Genomic DNA, 17,623 nt, shown 5'->3' with positions numbered 1-17,623 from the left:
GAGGAGCGAAACCAATATGTCGCTCCTCCGGAGCTCCCAATCTTTTTGTTTTTTCTACCAAAAGTTAGTCGCTCTGCGACATTTACATTTTAGAAAGAACCACTGTTCATAAAATTATATAAAAAACCACCGAAATTTCGGTGGTTAGTGTTTCTCTTCTTGAGAGATATTTTTTCAGAAGAAAAAAATGGAGGTGCTTACCAGATTTTAATTCTATCTGTAGGCGTTTTATAATGCTTATCTCCTTCTTTCACTTTGAAAGCATTGTACCAAGTATCAGTATTTTCTAGCGGACCAACTGCTCTGTACATACCTGGAGAGTGAGAATCTGTTTTCACCTGATTGATGAGATATTTTTCAGTAGATTTGGTTCTCCAAACGGTTGCCCAACTCAAGAAAAATCTTTGTTCTTGGGTATATCCGTCAATTTTACCAATTTTTCCTTTGTCTTTAAGGTACATTTCTAGTGCATCAAAAGCGATGTTTACACCACCTAAATCTGCAATATTTTCGCCCATGGTGAAGGTTCCGTTTACGAAAGTTCCTTTCACGGGTTCGTATTTGCTGTATTGTTCGCCTAATCTTTTGGTAAGGGCTTCAAATTTTTCTCGGTCTTCTTTCGTCCACCAGTTGTTTAGATTACCATCACCATCAAACCTAGAACCACCATCATCAAAACCGTGAGAAATTTCGTGACCAATTACAGCACCAATTCCCCCGAAATTAACCGCAGGGTCTGCTTTGAAATCGAAGAAAGGAGGTTGAAGAATTGCCGCAGGGAAAACAATTTCGTTGTTAGACGAGCTGTAATATGCATTCACCGTTTGAGGTGTCATTCCCCATTTTGTTTTATCTACTTTCTTACCTATTTTTTCTAGATTTTTTTGGTAACCCCAAGCAGAAATATTCTGAGTATTTTTATAATAAGTTCCGCCTTCTGCAGGAGATAGAAGTGTTAATTTAGAATAATCTTCCCATTGGTCTGGATAAGCAATTTTCACATTAAATTTGCTCAATTTTTCTAAAGCTTTTGCTTTGGTTTCTGCGCTCATCCAAGTAAGATTGCTAATGTGCTGATGGTATGCTTTTTTAAGATAATCTACCAAAGTTACCATTTCTGCTTTTGCTTCTGCCGGGAAATATTTATCTACATACAATTTACCGAAAGCCTCACCCAAAACTCTGTTTACTACTTCTAAACCTCTTTTGTCCATAGAGCGTTGCTCTAGCGTACCTTGAAGGTATTTACCATAGAAATCGAACCTTAAATCGTCTAATCTTTTGTCCAAAGAACCCGCGTTACCAGAGAGCATATTGTATTTCATGTAATCTTTCAGCAAAGGCAAGTTTTCTTGATTGATAAAACCATCCAAAGCTTGGTAATATTTAAGGTCTCCTAAGATTACTCTATCTGTTTTTACCCCTACTTTTTGTAAATATTCTGGCAGATTTACATTCTTTACTAAGCCACTAAGTTCGGCTACAGATTTTGGGTTGTATCTTTTGTTAGCATCTCTACCCTCTTCGTTGGTTAAAAGTGTTTTGGCAAATCTCTTTTCCAAATCTACAATTTTAGCAGCCGTCTCATCTGGGTTATGATAACCCAAAATAGCTAAAACCTTAGAAACATATTTGGTATATTCTGCAATGGTTTTGGTATTGGCTTCGTTTTCTTTTTGGTAATAATCTTTACCAATTCCTAAACCAGGCCCACCTAAATAGATAGCATTGTCATTAGAAGATTTCATGTCCGAACCTACTCTCCATGCATAGAAAGGATTGTCGCCGGTAAGTGTAGCTTGGTCTATATAATTTTGAAAATCTGTAAGATTTTGGATGGCATCTATCTTCGCTAAATCAGTTTTAATAGGTTCTATTCCGTCTGCATTTCTTTTGTTCCAATCAATGTAAGTAGCATACAAATCCTGAATTTTTTGTCCTTCGGTACCTTTAGCAAATTTCTCCGAAAGAATATTTTTAAGAATTGCCAAAGAGTTTTCGTCTGTTTTCTCACGAAGTTCATTAAAACTTCCCCAAGAACCTTTATCCGAAGGTATAACAGCAGTTTTAACCCAGTTCCCATTTACATAATTAAAGAAATCGTCTTGTGGGCGCACGCTGGTATCCATCAAATGGAGGTTAATGCCCGTTCCTTCTGCCTTTTTCTGAGCGTGGTAAGAATTAAAAGACAGCACTGCAGCTGTAGTTAAAACTAAAAAAGGTATTTTCTTCATAACCAAATAATTTTTTTTAAGTCTCAAATTTATTAATCGATACTTTAATAAGTAGTAAAAAACTATAGATTGTTTCAATAAGAATAAAAAAAAGCTTTCTTAATAAAAGAAAACTTTGGTGAGGTATAATTAATTAGAAGTATTAGCTAATGGCTCTGGCGGAGTACCATTTCGGCGGGCTAAAACATCCGAAAAATATTTTCTACTGTTATTAATTACTGCCAAAACGTCTTTGTAAAAAGTGTCTGTTTTTACGTTGGCAAGGGCGAGTATATAATTTATCATCGTATGATAATCTGTAATCATCGCTTTTCTTAAAGCTTTTACGTCATACTTTTCTTTTTGAGAATTTTGATAAGAACGATGCGCAAACAAATCATTAAAAGCAGCGTTAGACAAAGATAATTTTGTTATAAACTTGGCAATTCCCAAAGTGGTAATATGTGCAGAATAATCTGAAGATTGCAACTTGGCAAGCAAGGTATTTATTTTGATGGTTTCTTCTTCATACGCATTATTCTCTACCCCTTTGTATTGGTCTAGCACTATTTTAATAGCGGTAAAAGCATTAGCTTCGGCATCAGATTTTATATTTCTATACGGTTTTATACTGTCTTTCAATGCTTGCACATCAATATCTCTGGTGCGGTCTGCTTCTGCAATTTTCTTAGACTCTTCGCTGGCGCGAATTTGGTCTAACGCTTTGTTGTAAGTAGTAATTTTAGCCTGCAACGCATCAAACATGGTCTTGAAATCTTCATCTGAGGAAGCATCTAAACTGGTTTTGGCAAAATCTTCGTAAAAACGAATAATAAATTGCCCAAATTCTGAGTGGTGTAACCCTTGTGTGTAAAGAGGGGTAAGTTTTAGTTTTTCCATAATAATGGTTTTTAGATTTTAGTATTTAGAAATGGTTATCTGTATTTGGTTTTAACTTTCCCAACTTGGGACGAGCTGAAACTGTTTTGATTCTAACTTTCCCAACTTGGGACGAGGTGAAACTGTTTTGGTTCTAACTTTCCCAACTTGGGACGAAGTGAAACTCTTTTAGTTTTAACTTTCCCAACTTGGGATGAAGTGAAACTGTTTTGGTTTTTACTTTTATTGCTAAGAAATTGGCTAATTGTTCTTGCGAAAGACTTTTTTTGTTCTCTTATAGGTTTTATTCTGAACTCTTTGTCTAGATTTCCCATGGTATATTTTAGTTTTAATCATTACAAATGTAATAAATAGCCCGAAAACAACATCATTTATTTAACAAAAAACATAATGAGTATAAAATAGAATAATGATGAAAGCTCAAGATAACATAAATCTTTACAAAACAGCCTCCATAAAAGAATAAAATTGAATATTTTCTTTAAAATACATCCTATTTATATTGTTTACAGATTAAAAATAAAATACATTTGTAATGTTTTTAATAAAAGAAACTTTTTTTATTAAAAACAACAATATAACTAAATGAAAACCAAAAAAAACATGAAACAAATCTTTACCTTTTTTAGCCTTTTGGCTACTGTATTTTTGCTACACGCACAAGATTACACCGCAAACAACATTAAATACTACATCACAGATGCTACCAATCATTATGTAGAGATTAGAAATTCTAGTAGCGCAAGTGGAGCCATTACCCTCCCTTCTACGGTAACCATTAATGGCATTAGCTATGCTGTTACGTCTATTGGAGCAGGAACATTTGAATCTTGTATAGGATTAACCTCCATCACCATTCCTAATTCTGTTACTTCTATTGGAGGTAATGCATTTTCTTCTTGCTCTGGATTAACCTCCATTATTATTCCTAATTCTGTTACTTCTATTGGTAATTATGCATTTTCTTATTGCACAGGACTAACCTCTATCACCATTCCTAATTCTGTTACTTCTATTGGAGAGGGCACTTTTTTTTATTGTACAGGATTAAACTCTGTTACTATTCCTAATTCGGTTACTTCTATTGGTCGTTATGCATTTTTTACTTGCACAGGATTAACCTCAGTAACCATTCCTAATTCTGTTATTTCTATTGATGAGGGTGCTTTTCAATCATGTACAGGATTAACATCTGTAACCATTCCTAATTCGGTTACTACTATTGGAGACATTGCTTTTTATGAATGTTCAGGATTAACTTCTATCACTATTCCTAATTCGGTTACTTCTATTAATACTGGTGCTTTTGCTAGTTGTACAGGATTAACCTCTATCATTATTCCTAATTCTGTTACTTTTATTGGTGAGTATGCTTTTGCTAGTTGTACAGGATTAACTTCTATAGACTGTTATATTACAACTCCTTTGACTATTGACTCATTGGTTTTTGATGGTGTTAACCAATCTACTTGTGCCTTAAACGTACCTTCAGGCTCAGTATCTGCTTATCAATCTGCTAATGTATGGAAAGACTTTCTTATTAAGAGCCTTGGCACGCTTAATACTTCTAACGTGCAATCTGCTAACAACCTAAAAATCTATCCCAACCCTGCAACAGACTTTGTGATGGTGCAAAATGCTAAAAACATTAAGATTTCTAAAATTAATATTACAGATACCCATGGTAGAATTGTGTCAACTCTTAACCATCTTGAAAATGGCAAAATAGATGTTACAAAACTGCCAAAAGGAATGTATATTATTTCTATTTTCTCAGAAAAAGATACCGAAAACTTTAAACTAATGAAGAAATAAGAAATCTTTTTAATGAAGTTTTCTCTTTATAAAATAAAGGCTTGGGTGGTAATAACCTGAGCTTATACTTGACGAATTAAAAATTTACTAATAATAAGTATTATATAACTCAATGAAAATCAAAATCATGAAACAAATTTGTACTTTTTTTTGCCTTTTGGCTACTGTAATTTTGCTACACGCGCAAGATTACACCAGCAACAATATCAAATATTACATTACAGATGCTACCAACCATTATGTAGAAATTAGAAATTCTAGTAGCGCAAGTGGAGACATTAACCTCCCTTCTACAGTAACTATTAGTGGGACAAGCTATTCTGTTACTTCTATTGGAGCTAGTGCTTTTAATAACTCTACAGGATTAACCTCCATCACTATTCCTAATTCGGTTACTTCTATTGGTAATTATGCTTTTCAAGGATGCAAAGTATTAACTTCTGCAACCTTGTCAAACTCTGTTACTTCTATTGGTAATTACGCTTTTTATGGCTGCACAGGATTAACCTCCATCATTATTCCTAATTCCGTTACTACTATTGGAACCTATGCTTTTTATGGCTGCACAGGATTAACCTCTGCAATCTTGTCAAATTCTGTTACTTCTATTGGATCTAATGCTTTTCGATTATGCTCAGGATTAACCTCTATTACCATACCTAATTCTGTTACTTCTATTGGTGTTTATGCTTTTCAATCCTGCTCAGGATTAACCTCCATCACTATTCCTAATTCGGTCACTTCTATTGATAGTTATGCTTTTCAAGGATGCTCAAAATTAACCTCTGTTACTATTCCTAATTCGGTCACTTCTATTGGAGCTTTTGCATTTGATTCATGCTTAGAACTAACCTCTGTAACCATCCCAAATTCTGTTACTACTATTGCCGCTAATACTTTTCGTTCTTGCTCAGGATTAACCTCTATCACTATCCCTAATTCGGTTACTTCTATTGGAGCTAGTGCTTTTTTATCTTGCACAGGATTAACCTCCATCACTATTCCTAATTCGGTTACTTCTATTGGAACTAATGCTTTTCAATTATGCTCAGGATTAACCTCTGTCACTATTCCTAATTCGGTTACTTCTATTGGAACTAGTGTTTTTCAATCTTGCTCAGGATTAACCTCCATCACTATTCCTAATTCGGTTACCTCTATTGGAGCTAGTGCTTTTCGATTATGCACAGGATTAACCTCTATTACCATACCTAATTCCGTTACTTCTATTGGTGCTTATGCTTTTATGTCTTGCTCAGGATTAACCTCCATCACTATTCCTAATTCAGTTACTTCTATTGGAGACAATGCGTTTAATAGTTGTACAGGATTAACTTCTATAGACTGCCACATTACAACACCTTTAACTATTAATTCAGCGGTTTTTCAGGGAGTTAATAAATCTACTTGTGCATTAAATGTACCGTCTGGCTCTGTATCTGCCTATCAATCTGCTAATGTTTGGAAAGATTTTAGTACCATTAATAGTCTTGGCACGCTTAATACTTCTAACACGCAATCTGCTAACAACCTAAAAATATATCCCAACCCTGCAACAGACTTTGTGATGGTGCAAAATGCTAAAAACATTAAGATTTCTAAAGTTAATATTACAGATACCAATGGTAGAATTGTATCAACTCTTAACCATCTTGAAAATGGCAAAATAGATGTTACAAAACTGCCAAAAGGAATGTATATTATTTCTATTTTCTCAGAAAAAGGTACCGAAAACTTTAAACTAATGAAGAAATAAGAAAACTTTTTAATGAAGTTTTCTCTTTTTAAAATAAAGGCTTGGGTGGTAATAACCTGAGCCTTTTTTATTAACTTTACAAAAAAACTAAAACATCCGAAGGGAATTACTTTAGTGTTTTGTAAGAAGCAAGTTTAATTAAACAAAACTACTGAGTAGTCCTTCGCCAATTTATCAAAAAATGCAATTGAAATGAGAATTCTGAAATTGATTATATTTTTTTTCCTAATAATTGGTTGCAATAAAACCAAAAAAAACATCTATGAACTGAAACCCGATAAAGAATATTATTTTTTAAAAAAAGAAAACGGAGACTCTATAAAAATTCCTACTGAATCTTATCTGTTTGACTATTCTACAAAAAAATTCTTAAAAATATCTTGTTTTAATAGCAATACTAAAAAATATAAAACAAAAATGATTTTGCTAAATGTAAAAGGCGAATATTATAACTATTTTAATATTAAGAATAAAGATAGTATAGACCAAAATTCTTATATCTTTCTCACTAAACATCCTCAAATAATTGAAAATAAATTAGATTCAAATCCAATAAATTATTGGAAATTAGGAACAGAAATTTTCAAAAAAGAATCGAAAGGAGTTTATTCTAGACAATTATTTTTCACTGGTCCAAATAATCATATTTTAGACTTTGGTAAATATTATTTCGATGAAAATTATAGAATTTTTAAAATAGAAGAAACAATAGGTAAAAATAAAATAACCTATAAATAAAAAATTCGGCCAATAACTATTTCCTCATTGTGTACAAAATTTTTAATTCCTTAAAACTATCTTTCGGTTGCTGGTCTGTAAGTTCTATTTCTTTTCGTTGTCATCTAATCTTTTGTTGTGAATAATTTCTAAATTTTTAATTGTAGAAATGGGTGCAATTTTCAAATGCTTATCCCCTTTTGAGAAATAAAAATAATAAACACTGTTATTATCTACCAAGTAAACTTCTTCTGCTTCTCCGGTATTATAATTAAGTTTATAATTGTATTTCAAATCATTTTTTTTAGATTTTTCTGCCACCATTCTCCCTTCTCCCAAGCCAATTCCTAAGAAAAAAGAAGCCATTAAAAACGCAAAAAATTCTATTATTTTTCTATTAAAATCCTGATTGGTAAATTCTTCTCTGGGTTTATTTTTCCCGAAAAAAGCATGGAAATATTTTTCGCTTCCTTTATTAAAAATTCTTTTCATCAACTGAAATCCAGCAAATAATAAAGACAAAAACCCAATTACAATTAAAGGATGAGACATTAAATCTGCAATAGGCCCAATGAGAATATCCATCAAAGTAGAATATTTCAAAATATTGATTCCTAATTGATAAAAGTGAACTGTTTCTTTTATAATTCCCAAAATCACCAGATATAAATATCCTAAAGGCAGATAAGATTGTAGATTTTCTAAGTTTTTCATGAATAAGTTTTCATATTTATACCAAATATAACTTTTTATTCCAAATAAAACACCACCGAAATTTTCGGTGGTGCTAATTTTACTCTTCAAAAGAGTTATTTTAATCGGAAAGAATTAGAAACTCTTCCTTAATATTTCTAAAAATCTACCAGATTTTAATTCTTTCTTCTGGTTTTTTGTACAATTTATCACCATCTTTTACATCAAAAGCTTTGTACCAAGCTTCGGTGTTCACTAGCGGGCCAAAAGCTCTGAAATATCCCGGAGAATGCGGGTCTACTTTTACTTGGCTCACGGCAGCTTTTTCGGTTTGCTTGGTTCTCCAAACAGTTGCCCAACTTAAGAAAAATCTTTGGTCTTGCGTGAAACCCTCTATTAAGCCTGGAGTTCCTTTGTCTTTAAGGTACATTTGAAGTGCATCATAAGCGATGTTTACACCACCTAAATCCGCAATATTTTCTCCATTGGTGAAAGTTCCGTTTACGAAAGTTCCTTTCACTGGTTCGTATTTGTCGTATTGAGCAGCTAGAGATTTTGTAGCTTTTTCGAAACTTGCTTTGTCTTCTGGAGTCCACCAATCGGTAAGATTTCCTTCAGAATCAAATTGCGCTCCAGAATCATCAAAACCGTGAGTAATTTCGTGACCAATTACTGCACCAATTCCACCAAAATTAACCGCAGCATCAGCTTTTGGATTGAAGAATGGTGACTGAAGAATAGCCGCAGGGAAAACAATTTCGTTATTCAACGGATTGTAGTAAGCATTAACGGTTTGAGGCGTCATCCCCCATTCTGATTTATCTACTGGTTTACCAATTTTAGCTAAATCTTTTTGATATTGCCAAGCAGTAATGTTTTGTAAATTTTTGTAAAGTGAACCTCCTTCTTTTTCAGAAAGGATTGTAAGTTTAGAATAATCTTTCCACTTGTCTGGATAAGCTACTTTTACAGCAAATTTATTCAACTTTGTAAGTGCTTTTTCTTTAGTTGTAGAAGACATCCAAGCTAAATTATTAATGTGCTGAGCAAAACTTTCCTTTAGATAATCAATCAATTCTACCATTTGAGCTTTTGCTTCTGCTGGGAAATATTTTTCTACATACAATTTGCCGAAAGCTTCACCAAGAGAACCATTAATCAATTCGAATGCTCTTTTGTTTTGTGCTCTTTGTTCTTGTTGACCTCTTAGATATTTACCATAAAAATCGAATCTTTTTGCGTCTAAATCTTTGCTTAAATAAGATGCGCTACCAGAAAGCAAATGGAATTTCATGTAATCTTTAATCAAAGAAACATTCTCTGGATTGATGAATTTATCTAAATTTTTGTAATAATTAATTTCTCCAACAATTACTTTATCATAACTAACGCCCAATTTTGCTAAGTAACCTGCTAAATCTACGTTTTTAGAAAGTTCTTTTAGTTCTGCAGCCGTTTTAGGATTGTAAAAAAGGTTAGAATCTCTACTTTGCTCGTTGGTGTATAACGTTTGAGTGATAGATTTTTCGAAATCAACAATTTTTTTAGCAGTTGCATCTGCGTTTTTATAACCTAAAACTTGCAACATAGAAGCTACATATTTGGTATATTCTGCAAGAGCTTCTGTATTTTTTTCGTTTACTTTTTGGTAGTAATCTCTTCCTAAACCTAATCTTGCATCACCAAGATAGATTGCATTCATTTTACTGTTTTTCATATCAGCATCTACGCCCCAAGAGTAGAAAGGATTTTCGCCTTCTGGTGTAGCTGCAATAAGATATTTTTGTAAATCTGCAACGGTTTTTATAGCATCAATTTTTGCTAAATCTGCTTTAATAGGTGTAATTCCGTCTGCATCACGCTTTTTCATATCCATGTAAGTAGCGTATAAATCCTGAATTTTTTTACCTTCGGTACCTTTTGCAAATTTATCTTTCAAAAGAGTGTTTAAGATACTCAAAGAATTGTTATCTGTATCTTCTGCAAGTTTATTAAAACTTCCCCAAGTAGATTTATCAGAAGGAATTTGAGCTGTTTTCATCCAACTTCCGTTTACATAGTTGTAGAAATCGTCTTGCGGACGAACAGAAGTGTCCATGTATTGAAGCTCCAAACCACCTTTGTCTTGAGCAAAAGAACTCGCCGAAAAGCCCATGAAAGCTATTGCAGCAATATTAAAAATTTTCTTCATAATAGATTTTAAATTATATTTTGTTTAGTCGTTTTTTTGAAAATTTTGTTACACTTAATTAAGAAACAACTACAGGTTCTTTTACATTACCTGTTCTTTTCAAAAATCCCCAAGTTTGCATTTCTCCTTTTAAAGCTTTCCTTAAACTTCTGAATAAAACCACATACATGAGCCATCTATAGACCAATCTCTGAGGGATAACGTGCAAAATGCCAGAGAGTTTCTCTCTCGAATAAGAACGCCATAAATGCCAATGAAGCATCTACCAAAAGAAAAATTAGGTAATACAAAAATATTTTTTCTCTGTTTTCGGTAAACAATCCAAAAATCATCAAAATATCTGCTAATGGCGAAAACATTGGGATTATATATTGAAAAATTAAAATATTTGGCATCGCCCAAAGACCAAGACCTTTGTATTTTGGATTAAGAAATGTTTCTTTTTGTTTCCAAAACATTTGTAAAATACCATAATTCCATCTAAATCTTTGTTTCAAGAACTGATTGATATTTTCTGGAGCTTCAGTTACAGCAACTGCTTTATTTTCGTTGCCAATTTTGTAACCTTTTCTTAAAATTCTTACCGTCAAATCACAATCTTCTGCCAAAGTATCCGAAGAATAACCACCCATTTCTTCTACAATTTCTTTCTTAAAAGCGCCTATAGCTCCTGGTGTTACGGTAATTGCATTAATATTAGCATACGCTAATCTATCAAAATTCTGACTGGTAATGTATTCTATAGATTGCCATTTGGTGAGCCAATTTACTCGGTTTCCTACTTTTACGTTTCCGGCTACCGCTGCTAAATTATCTTCTTTTTTAGCATTGAGGAATTTCGCAATTAAATAATTTACCGCATTTTGTTGAAGTTTGGTGTCTGCATCAATACAAACTACATATTCTGCATCAGATTTTGAAATTCCAAAGTTAAGAGCTGTAGCTTTCCCTCCATTTCCTTTGGTGAAAATTTTCAGTTTAGGATGATTTTGAAACGCTTCTGAAACCAATTTAAATGTATTGTCTTTGCTTCCGTCATTCACAAAAATAATATCAAAATTGGAATAACTTTGTTTCAATAAATTATGTAGAGACGACACTATATTCACTTCTTCGTTATATGCTGGTACAATAATCGAAACCTTAGGATAAATCTCTAAAACAGGTAAAACAGAATCTTTTTTTTCTTTTCTTCTTTCTCTAATTGCCCAAAACAACATCATCAATAATCTGCCAATTCCTAAAATAATAAATATGGTAAAAAGCGCCGTAAGAAAATGACCAATTGCATAAATAAAAGTTGCCAATACCAAATTGAGTTGCATAATATAATATGCTTTTGTTTTCGGAATTGGAGGCATTAGTTCGTCTCTTTTTTTGTGTAAAAGATTTGCCAGATTGGTAAAGTGATAACCTTGTTTTTCTAATTTAGGAATTAAAATTTTTAAAGCTTTTACGGTTTCTTCTCTGGTATCACCACCTGCATCATGCAGAAGAATAATATTTCCGCCACGTTCTTTTAATTGTTTTTCTACTCTTGCAACAATTTCATTTGCTTTTATACCCGGTTGCCAATCTTCTGGGTCTATATTTTCGCCTACATCTAAATAATTTTGTTGTCTTGCCAAAGCTACCGGAATAATTTCCTCAAAAGTTGTAGGTTCAGAATCGGCGTTATAAGGTGCTCTGAAAAGAATTGTACTATGTCCTGTAATACATTCGAAAAGAAGTCTTGTGAGTTTTAATTCTAGCAAAGCTCTTTCTGGGCTTACTTTTGCTACATTTTCGTGAGTAAAAGTGTGATTTCCAATTTCGTGGCCTTCTCTGAAAATTCTTTTTACCAAAGGCAAATTTTTCTCAGAATTTAATCCAATTAAAAAGAAAGCAGCGGGAACATGATATTGAGACAAAACATCTAAAATCTGAGGTGTATACGTTTCGTCTGGGCCATCATCAAACGTTAAAACCAATTCTTTGGCAGGTGCTTCGCCATGTTTTTGAACTTCATAAGAGGTAGGATAAACAATGTAATTTTCATCTGTGATAATATTTTCATTTTTATCTAATTCTATTGAAATTTTACCGTCTTTTGGCGTATTAAGAACATCCAAAACTTCGCCATCACCAATATAATCTACCATCGTTTGTCCTTTTACATTCTGCAATGGTTTCAAACTTATTTTAGAAATATTAGCATTGCTCAAATCTTTATTGTAATAATTCCAAATTCTGGCATCTTCGCTTCCTAATCTCCAAAGTGCAGTTCCCGCCAAAGGATATTCCGAAGAAAATCTTAAGGTATTAAAAAGTGTTGCAGCATCTGTAAAAAATACATTATGAACATTATTTTTAACATCTTTATACGAAAACGAAAGGTTAAATGTATTATCGTCAAAATCTAATTTTGCTTTACTTTGATTGGCTTTGGTAATAGCTTGCATGTATGTAACAGAAGTATTCTGATTAGGATTGCTGCTCCAATCGTAGCCATAAGCTCCAAGCCCAAGAATTATTTTAGAAGGAGAAACTTTTTTGCAAATTTCATCTACCTGAGCTTCAATCCATTTTTGTGAAGCAATAGGACCAGGGTCGCTATCTGCAGAATATTCATCATACGCCATTAAAACGAAATAATCTACATATTTTTGTAATTCAGCAACGTTATGATCGCTATTATCTGGCATTATGTCTTGTGTAACGTATAATTTGTGCTGATGAAAAGCGTCTGAAAGTTCTTTGATAAATTGAGTTAAAGGTTCGTCTCTTTTTAAATTCAAATCTTCAAAGTCTATATTTACGCCCACAAAATTATTTTTAATACACGTATTAAGCACTTTTTGAATTAAGGCTTTTCTTTTGGCCGGATTATTTAACACCAATTGTATCCCTTCCGAATGGAATTCCCTATCAAAATTATTACTCAAAATAGGCATTACAGGGATTTTGCTCTTTTTAAGAACAGAAAGCCCTACATCGTCTATATTTGTTTTTAAATCGCCAGTTTTTGGGTCTATAAAAAACCATTCTGGAAATACTAAATTCAGATTTTTAATATTTCTTCTGAGTGACATTAGCGATTGAGGATCCCAAGCTACATAAAACGCAGAACGAATACCTGCTGGAAATTTGAACCAATTATGATTGTTTTTATCATAAAAATTTCTCTCAGATTTTACTTTTTGATAATCGAAAGAAGCGTGTTTTGCAGCAATAAATTTTCTAAAACCTTTGTACTCTTTTGATAATTTATTCTCTTGCAAAAATGGTTTGGTAGCGGTTATAATAGATTTATAATCTTGATGAAAAGGAATTTTCGGGGTTTTATCAAATTTCATCATTAGCAATAGTGATGCTAACAAAAGAAAGAGAAAAAATAAGATAAAACGGGTACTCCATGTTATTTTTTTCCAGCGAGAAGTGTTCTCGGTTTGGAAAATTTGTTTTGTCTGATTCATAGTTCATTATACGAATTATAACAATTCGAAGCACAAATTTAGAACCAAAAAAACCAATATTCAGAAGTTTAAATAAACTTTAATACATCTTAAAATTTTCTTAAAAATTTTTATAAAAACTGATTAATTTGTCTTTGTAAAATTTTACAAAAAAAAACTTGAGCTACAACGCCACCAATTAAAGCCATTAACATATCTGTTTGTGTATCCCAAATATAACCTTGAGTTCCCAAAAAACTATCGCCAGCTTCGCCAGAAAATACAGAAACCCACCATTCTATAAGTTCATAAGTAGAACTTCCAAACATTACAAAACACAAAACTAGAAAGAACAACCAACCTTTTCCGTTCACCACTTTTTTTCTAATCAAAATTTCTCTCACAATTAAAGCTGGAGAAAAACCCTGCATAAAATGCCCTACTTTATCGTAATTATTTCTCTCGCTCAATTGTTCAAAAATAGGAACATCTGCATAAGTGTAGTGTCCACCAATTATCAAGACCAAAAAATGTAGAAAAATAACCACATAAACGAAATTGGTAAATTCAAATTTTCTAAAAATTGCCAAAAATAAAATCCCTATAAAAACCGGCAAAACTTCTAACCACCACGTAAATGGTTCTTTAGCACCGATATAAGAAGCAAATAAAGCAATAAAAGTAAGAATTAGAAATATGTATTTTAAGTTTTTCATGTTATTAATTTCTAACAAAAATAAAAAAATCAAAGCTAATTGCTTTGATTTTTTTCAATTTAAACAATTTGAATTTATCTAAATTTTATTTTACCACCAATTACGTTTTTGGTATTTCTATCTTTTGGAGAACCATAAACTTCAATATTTCCGCCAGCTCTTGTAGTTGCATTAATGGTTTTAGAAGCATAAACTTCTGCATTTCCACCAGCATTTGCAGTAACCGAAGTAATTTCAGATTTTAAATCTCTTCCATTGAAACTTGCTCCAGAATTTACTAAAACTTCTTGAGTTTCTGTATTACCAGAAACATCTATCATTCCGCCAGAATTGGTTTTCACTCTTACCAAAGTAGCATCAACATTCAATTTTAATACAGAACCTTCGTTTGAAGTAATGTTCAATATTTTACTTTCCACAGCATTTTCCGAAGTAATTTTAGCACCTTGACTCGCTTGAATTTCATTCAATCTTTCATAATAAACAGTTACGTAAACTTTGTCTCCTTGCATAATTTTGGTAGGAATCATTCTTATTTTGAGTTCACCGTTTTTATTCACAATTTCCACATCAGAATCGTCGCCTTTTATTTCCACTTTATTTTCGCTAGATTTTATAAGCGTTACATTAATTCTGTCGTAAGCCTTTACTGATGAAAAATCACCAAAATTTTTTGTAATTTGAGAATAAGCCAACTGAGCAAAAACAATCAGAAAGCCAAAAATTATTTTTTTCATAATAGATTTTTTATATTAAAACAACTTAGTAATGCCTTTTATTACACCGAAAATTGAAATATTATAGATTTTCTTTCACCAAAATCTCAATTAAATCTTGCAAAACCTTCATCGAAACAAAATTCATAAAATCTTTTCGCTCTAAATGAGGAAGATACAATTTGAAGGTTTTTTCAAAATTTTTAATTCTAACTGAATAAAAAACAGTTCCTATTTCGCTTTCAAATTCATCAGAATTAGGGCCAGCAACTCCCGTTGTAGAAAGAGAAATATCCGTTTTAAATAATTTCTGACAACCCAAACTCATCGCTTGTGCTACTTCTTCTGAAACCACCGTTTTTTCTTTGATTAAATCTTCTGAAACGCCTAAAATTTCTATTTTTTTCTGCGTTTGATATGTACAAATTCCACCTAAAAAATATTGTGAACTTCCCGAAACCGAAGTAATGAGATGAGACAATTCACCGCCAGTACAACTTTCGGCGGTGGAAATAGTGAGATTCTTTGAAATCAATAAATCATGAAGAATTTCTTCAATGGAATCGCCATTTTCTGAAATTACATTGTCTTGAACTAAAGGTCTTAATTTTGTAATTTCTTCGTTTAATTGTTGATTCAGAATTTCTTCGTTTTTTCCAGTGGCAGTCAATCTTAATTTCACCCGATTGGCGATTGGAAGATACGACAGAGAAATATTTTCGGGCAAAGCCAATTCCCAACTTTCAATAGTTTCCGAAAGCAAACTTTCTGGGAAATTGACCACAGAAATAATTCTGGTAACAATAAAATTTTGTTCAAATTTCTTTTGAAAAAACGGAACAATTTGGTTTTTAATCAAAGGTTTTACTTCGTAAGGAACACCAGGCAAACAAATCGCAATTTTGCCATTTTCTTCTACCATTAAGCTCGGCGCAGTTCCGTTGTGATTCTGGAAAACTTTAGATTTTGATAAAATATCGGCTTGAGGAAGATTAATTTCGAACAAATGTTCTCTTTTCCTTTTGATGAGCAATTGCTTCAAATGTTCTAAAGTTTTGGCATTAGAAACCAGAGTATCGTTAAAAAATTCCGCAAAAGCTTTTTTGGTTTTATCGTCTTTTGTAGGCCCCAATCCGCCAGTTGTAATTACCAAATCTCCAAGTTCAAAAGCAGATTTCAGTGTTTTTTTGATGGTTTCAATTTCATCTGAAATCGTAAAAATTTGAACTACTTTGAAACCTATATTTTTGAGTTGAGTCGCAATAAAATTAGAATTGGTATCTACCGTATTTCCTGATAGGATTTCGTCTCCAATGGTGATGAGAACTGCGTTTTTCATGGGATAAATTTATAGAATATTCTTTAACTTAAAAAGAAAAAACTCGCAAAAAAGCGAGTTCTTTTATAGATTTGATTTATAACTTTTTTGACTTTTGACTTTTTTAATGAATATGTTTTTCTGCGTGATAAGAGCTTCTCACCAAAGGCGAACTTTCTACATGACGGAAACCTAAATTTTCTGCAAAAATTCTGTATTCTTCAAATTCTTCTAGCTCCACAAAACGTTTCACAGGAAGGTGATTTTTGGTTGGCTGTAGATATTGCCCAATCGTAATAACATCTACATTTGCATTTCTAACATCTTCAATGGTTTGGAAAACCTCATCTTTGGTTTCGCCAAGCCCAAGCATTATTCCGGTTTTTGTACGGTTTTGTCCAGCTTCTTTTAAATATCTTAAAACTTCTAAAGAACGTTCGTATTTCGCTTGAATTCTCACTTCTCTGGTTAATCTTTTCACGGTTTCCATGTTGTGAGAAATTACTTCTGGCGCTACTTCTACCATTCTGTCCAAATGTTTGTGAATTCCTTGAAAATCTGGAATTAACGTTTCCATAGTTGTTCCCGGAGAAATTCTACGAACTGCATTTACAGTTTCTGCCCAAATGATAGAACCCATATCTTTCAAATCGTCTCTATCAACCGAAGTAAGCACCGCGTGTTTTATTTTCATTAATTTGATAGAACGCGCTACTTTTTCTGGTTCGTCCCAGTTTACATCTAGTGGTTTACCAGTTTTTACGCCACAAAAGCCACAACTTCTGGTGCAGATATTTCCCAAAATCATAAAAGTTGCCGTTCCTTCTCCCCAACATTCGCCCATATTAGGACAAGAACCACTTTGGCAAATGGTATTCAATTTATATTTATCAACCAAAGTTCTCAATTCTCTGTAATTTTTCCCTGTAGGAAGTTTTACTCTAATCCATTTCGGTTTATTGGTGGTTGTATCTTGAATTTGATTTTCCATTTTCTGAATTGATTTATAAAATAATGTTTTTAAAACGCAAAGATTTTTTTTAAAATTTTTGAAAATATTTTTAAGTTCGCCAAGATTCATCTAAAGATGAATTTGCAAATTGCGTAAATTTATTTAATTGGTTGTTAGAAATTTTTGAACTTCTGTTCTCTAA

Annotated in this window: 14 protein-coding genes; 3 read left to right on the top strand and 11 right to left on the bottom strand. The window is 32.5% G+C overall.

Features of this window, described 5'->3' with window-relative positions:
• Nucleotides 1-197: 197 nt before the first annotated feature.
• From QM746_RS06670 to QM746_RS06660, 3 genes are all read right to left on the bottom strand, one after another.
• Entirely contained in the window at nucleotides 198-2,234 is a 2,037-nt protein-coding gene (locus QM746_RS06670; protein WP_414983505.1) for a M13 family metallopeptidase, read from the bottom strand.
• Between the two features lie 129 nt (nucleotides 2,235-2,363).
• The gene (locus tag QM746_RS06665) at nucleotides 2,364-3,113 is read right to left on the bottom strand and encodes a DUF6261 family protein (protein WP_414983504.1); all 750 of its coding nucleotides are present in this window, start codon (nucleotides 3,111-3,113) and stop codon (nucleotides 2,364-2,366) included.
• A 92-nt stretch (nucleotides 3,114-3,205) separates the two neighbouring features.
• Complete coding sequence (locus tag QM746_RS06660; RefSeq protein ID WP_414983503.1) at nucleotides 3,206-3,427, bottom strand: hypothetical protein; 222 nt, start codon at nucleotides 3,425-3,427, stop codon at nucleotides 3,206-3,208.
• A gap of 271 nt (nucleotides 3,428-3,698) precedes the next feature.
• On the opposite strand from QM746_RS06660, the gene QM746_RS06655 reads away from it, so the two are divergent.
• The 3 genes from QM746_RS06655 (at nucleotide 3,699) to QM746_RS06645 (ending at nucleotide 7,422) form a co-directional block, all read left to right on the top strand.
• Nucleotides 3,699-4,928 (top strand): leucine-rich repeat domain-containing protein, encoded by a 1,230-nt coding sequence (locus tag QM746_RS06655; RefSeq protein WP_414983502.1) that lies wholly within the window; start codon nucleotides 3,699-3,701, stop codon nucleotides 4,926-4,928.
• Between the two features lie 127 nt (nucleotides 4,929-5,055).
• The gene (locus QM746_RS06650) at nucleotides 5,056-6,684 is read left to right on the top strand and encodes a leucine-rich repeat domain-containing protein (RefSeq protein WP_414983501.1); all 1,629 of its coding nucleotides are present in this window, start codon (nucleotides 5,056-5,058) and stop codon (nucleotides 6,682-6,684) included.
• Nucleotides 6,685-6,876: 192 nt separating this feature from the next.
• The gene (locus QM746_RS06645; protein WP_414983500.1) at nucleotides 6,877-7,422 is read left to right on the top strand and encodes a hypothetical protein; all 546 of its coding nucleotides are present in this window, start codon (nucleotides 6,877-6,879) and stop codon (nucleotides 7,420-7,422) included.
• Nucleotides 7,423-7,506: 84 nt separating this feature from the next.
• Here the strand turns inward: QM746_RS06645 and QM746_RS06640 are convergent, their stop codons facing one another.
• From QM746_RS06640 to lipA, 8 genes are all read right to left on the bottom strand, one after another.
• Nucleotides 7,507-8,205, bottom strand: a complete 699-nt coding sequence (locus QM746_RS06640; RefSeq protein ID WP_414983499.1) for a hypothetical protein — start codon at nucleotides 8,203-8,205, stop codon at nucleotides 7,507-7,509.
• Nucleotides 8,206-8,260: 55 nt separating this feature from the next.
• Nucleotides 8,261-10,249, bottom strand: coding sequence for a M13 family metallopeptidase (locus QM746_RS06635; protein ID WP_414985126.1), 1,989 nt, complete (start codon nucleotides 10,247-10,249; stop codon nucleotides 8,261-8,263).
• A gap of 94 nt (nucleotides 10,250-10,343) precedes the next feature.
• Entirely contained in the window at nucleotides 10,344-10,493 is a 150-nt protein-coding gene (locus tag QM746_RS06630) for a hypothetical protein (RefSeq protein WP_414983498.1), read from the bottom strand.
• Nucleotides 10,462-13,623 carry a polysaccharide deacetylase family protein gene (locus QM746_RS06625; protein ID WP_414983497.1) on the bottom strand — a complete coding sequence of 1,054 codons (3,162 nt, stop codon included), beginning with the start codon at nucleotides 13,621-13,623 and terminating at the stop codon, nucleotides 10,462-10,464. The genes QM746_RS06630 and QM746_RS06625 overlap by 32 nt, the downstream gene beginning before the upstream one ends.
• Nucleotides 13,624-13,850: 227 nt before the next feature.
• On the bottom strand, nucleotides 13,851-14,435 hold the full coding sequence (locus QM746_RS06620; RefSeq protein WP_414983496.1) for a DUF2238 domain-containing protein: 585 nt from the start codon (nucleotides 14,433-14,435) through the stop codon (nucleotides 13,851-13,853).
• A 74-nt stretch (nucleotides 14,436-14,509) separates the two neighbouring features.
• Complete coding sequence (locus QM746_RS06615) at nucleotides 14,510-15,172, bottom strand: head GIN domain-containing protein (protein ID WP_414983495.1); 663 nt, start codon at nucleotides 15,170-15,172, stop codon at nucleotides 14,510-14,512.
• Between the two features lie 61 nt (nucleotides 15,173-15,233).
• Nucleotides 15,234-16,490 carry a CinA family nicotinamide mononucleotide deamidase-related protein gene (locus QM746_RS06610; RefSeq protein ID WP_414983494.1) on the bottom strand — a complete coding sequence of 419 codons (1,257 nt, stop codon included), beginning with the start codon at nucleotides 16,488-16,490 and terminating at the stop codon, nucleotides 15,234-15,236.
• A 103-nt stretch (nucleotides 16,491-16,593) separates the two neighbouring features.
• On the bottom strand, nucleotides 16,594-17,460 hold the full coding sequence (gene lipA, locus QM746_RS06605) for a lipoyl synthase (protein ID WP_414983493.1): 867 nt from the start codon (nucleotides 17,458-17,460) through the stop codon (nucleotides 16,594-16,596).
• Nucleotides 17,461-17,623: the final 163 nt, after the last annotated feature.

Source organism: Cloacibacterium sp. (assembly GCF_047601505.1).
In the GTDB taxonomy this organism is placed as follows: domain Bacteria; phylum Bacteroidota; class Bacteroidia; order Flavobacteriales; family Weeksellaceae; genus Cloacibacterium.
The sequence above is the reverse complement of the archived record's forward strand: the minus strand, read 5'-3'. Positions and strand labels throughout refer to the sequence as shown.

What these genes read in the sequence shown, in the direction of transcription:
- QM746_RS06670 (WP_414983505.1), bottom strand. Translation starts at nt 2,234, where the DNA reads ATGAAGAAAATACCTTTTTTAGTTTTAACTACAGCTGCAGTGCTGTCT.
- QM746_RS06665 (WP_414983504.1), bottom strand. Translation starts at nt 3,113, where the DNA reads ATGGAAAAACTAAAACTTACCCCTCTTTACACACAAGGGTTACACCAC.
- QM746_RS06660 (WP_414983503.1), bottom strand. Translation starts at nt 3,427, where the DNA reads ATGGGAAATCTAGACAAAGAGTTCAGAATAAAACCTATAAGAGAACAA.
- QM746_RS06655 (WP_414983502.1), top strand. Translation starts at nt 3,699, where the DNA reads ATGAAAACCAAAAAAAACATGAAACAAATCTTTACCTTTTTTAGCCTT.
- QM746_RS06650 (WP_414983501.1), top strand. Translation starts at nt 5,056, where the DNA reads ATGAAACAAATTTGTACTTTTTTTTGCCTTTTGGCTACTGTAATTTTG.
- QM746_RS06645 (WP_414983500.1), top strand. Translation starts at nt 6,877, where the DNA reads ATGAGAATTCTGAAATTGATTATATTTTTTTTCCTAATAATTGGTTGC.
- QM746_RS06635 (WP_414985126.1), bottom strand. Translation starts at nt 10,249, where the DNA reads ATGGGCTTTTCGGCGAGTTCTTTTGCTCAAGACAAAGGTGGTTTGGAG.
- QM746_RS06625 (WP_414983497.1), bottom strand. Translation starts at nt 13,623, where the DNA reads ATGATGAAATTTGATAAAACCCCGAAAATTCCTTTTCATCAAGATTAT.
- QM746_RS06620 (WP_414983496.1), bottom strand. Translation starts at nt 14,435, where the DNA reads ATGAAAAACTTAAAATACATATTTCTAATTCTTACTTTTATTGCTTTA.
- QM746_RS06615 (WP_414983495.1), bottom strand. Translation starts at nt 15,172, where the DNA reads ATGAAAAAAATAATTTTTGGCTTTCTGATTGTTTTTGCTCAGTTGGCT.
- QM746_RS06610 (WP_414983494.1), bottom strand. Translation starts at nt 16,490, where the DNA reads ATGAAAAACGCAGTTCTCATCACCATTGGAGACGAAATCCTATCAGGA.
- lipA (WP_414983493.1), bottom strand. Translation starts at nt 17,460, where the DNA reads ATGGAAAATCAAATTCAAGATACAACCACCAATAAACCGAAATGGATT.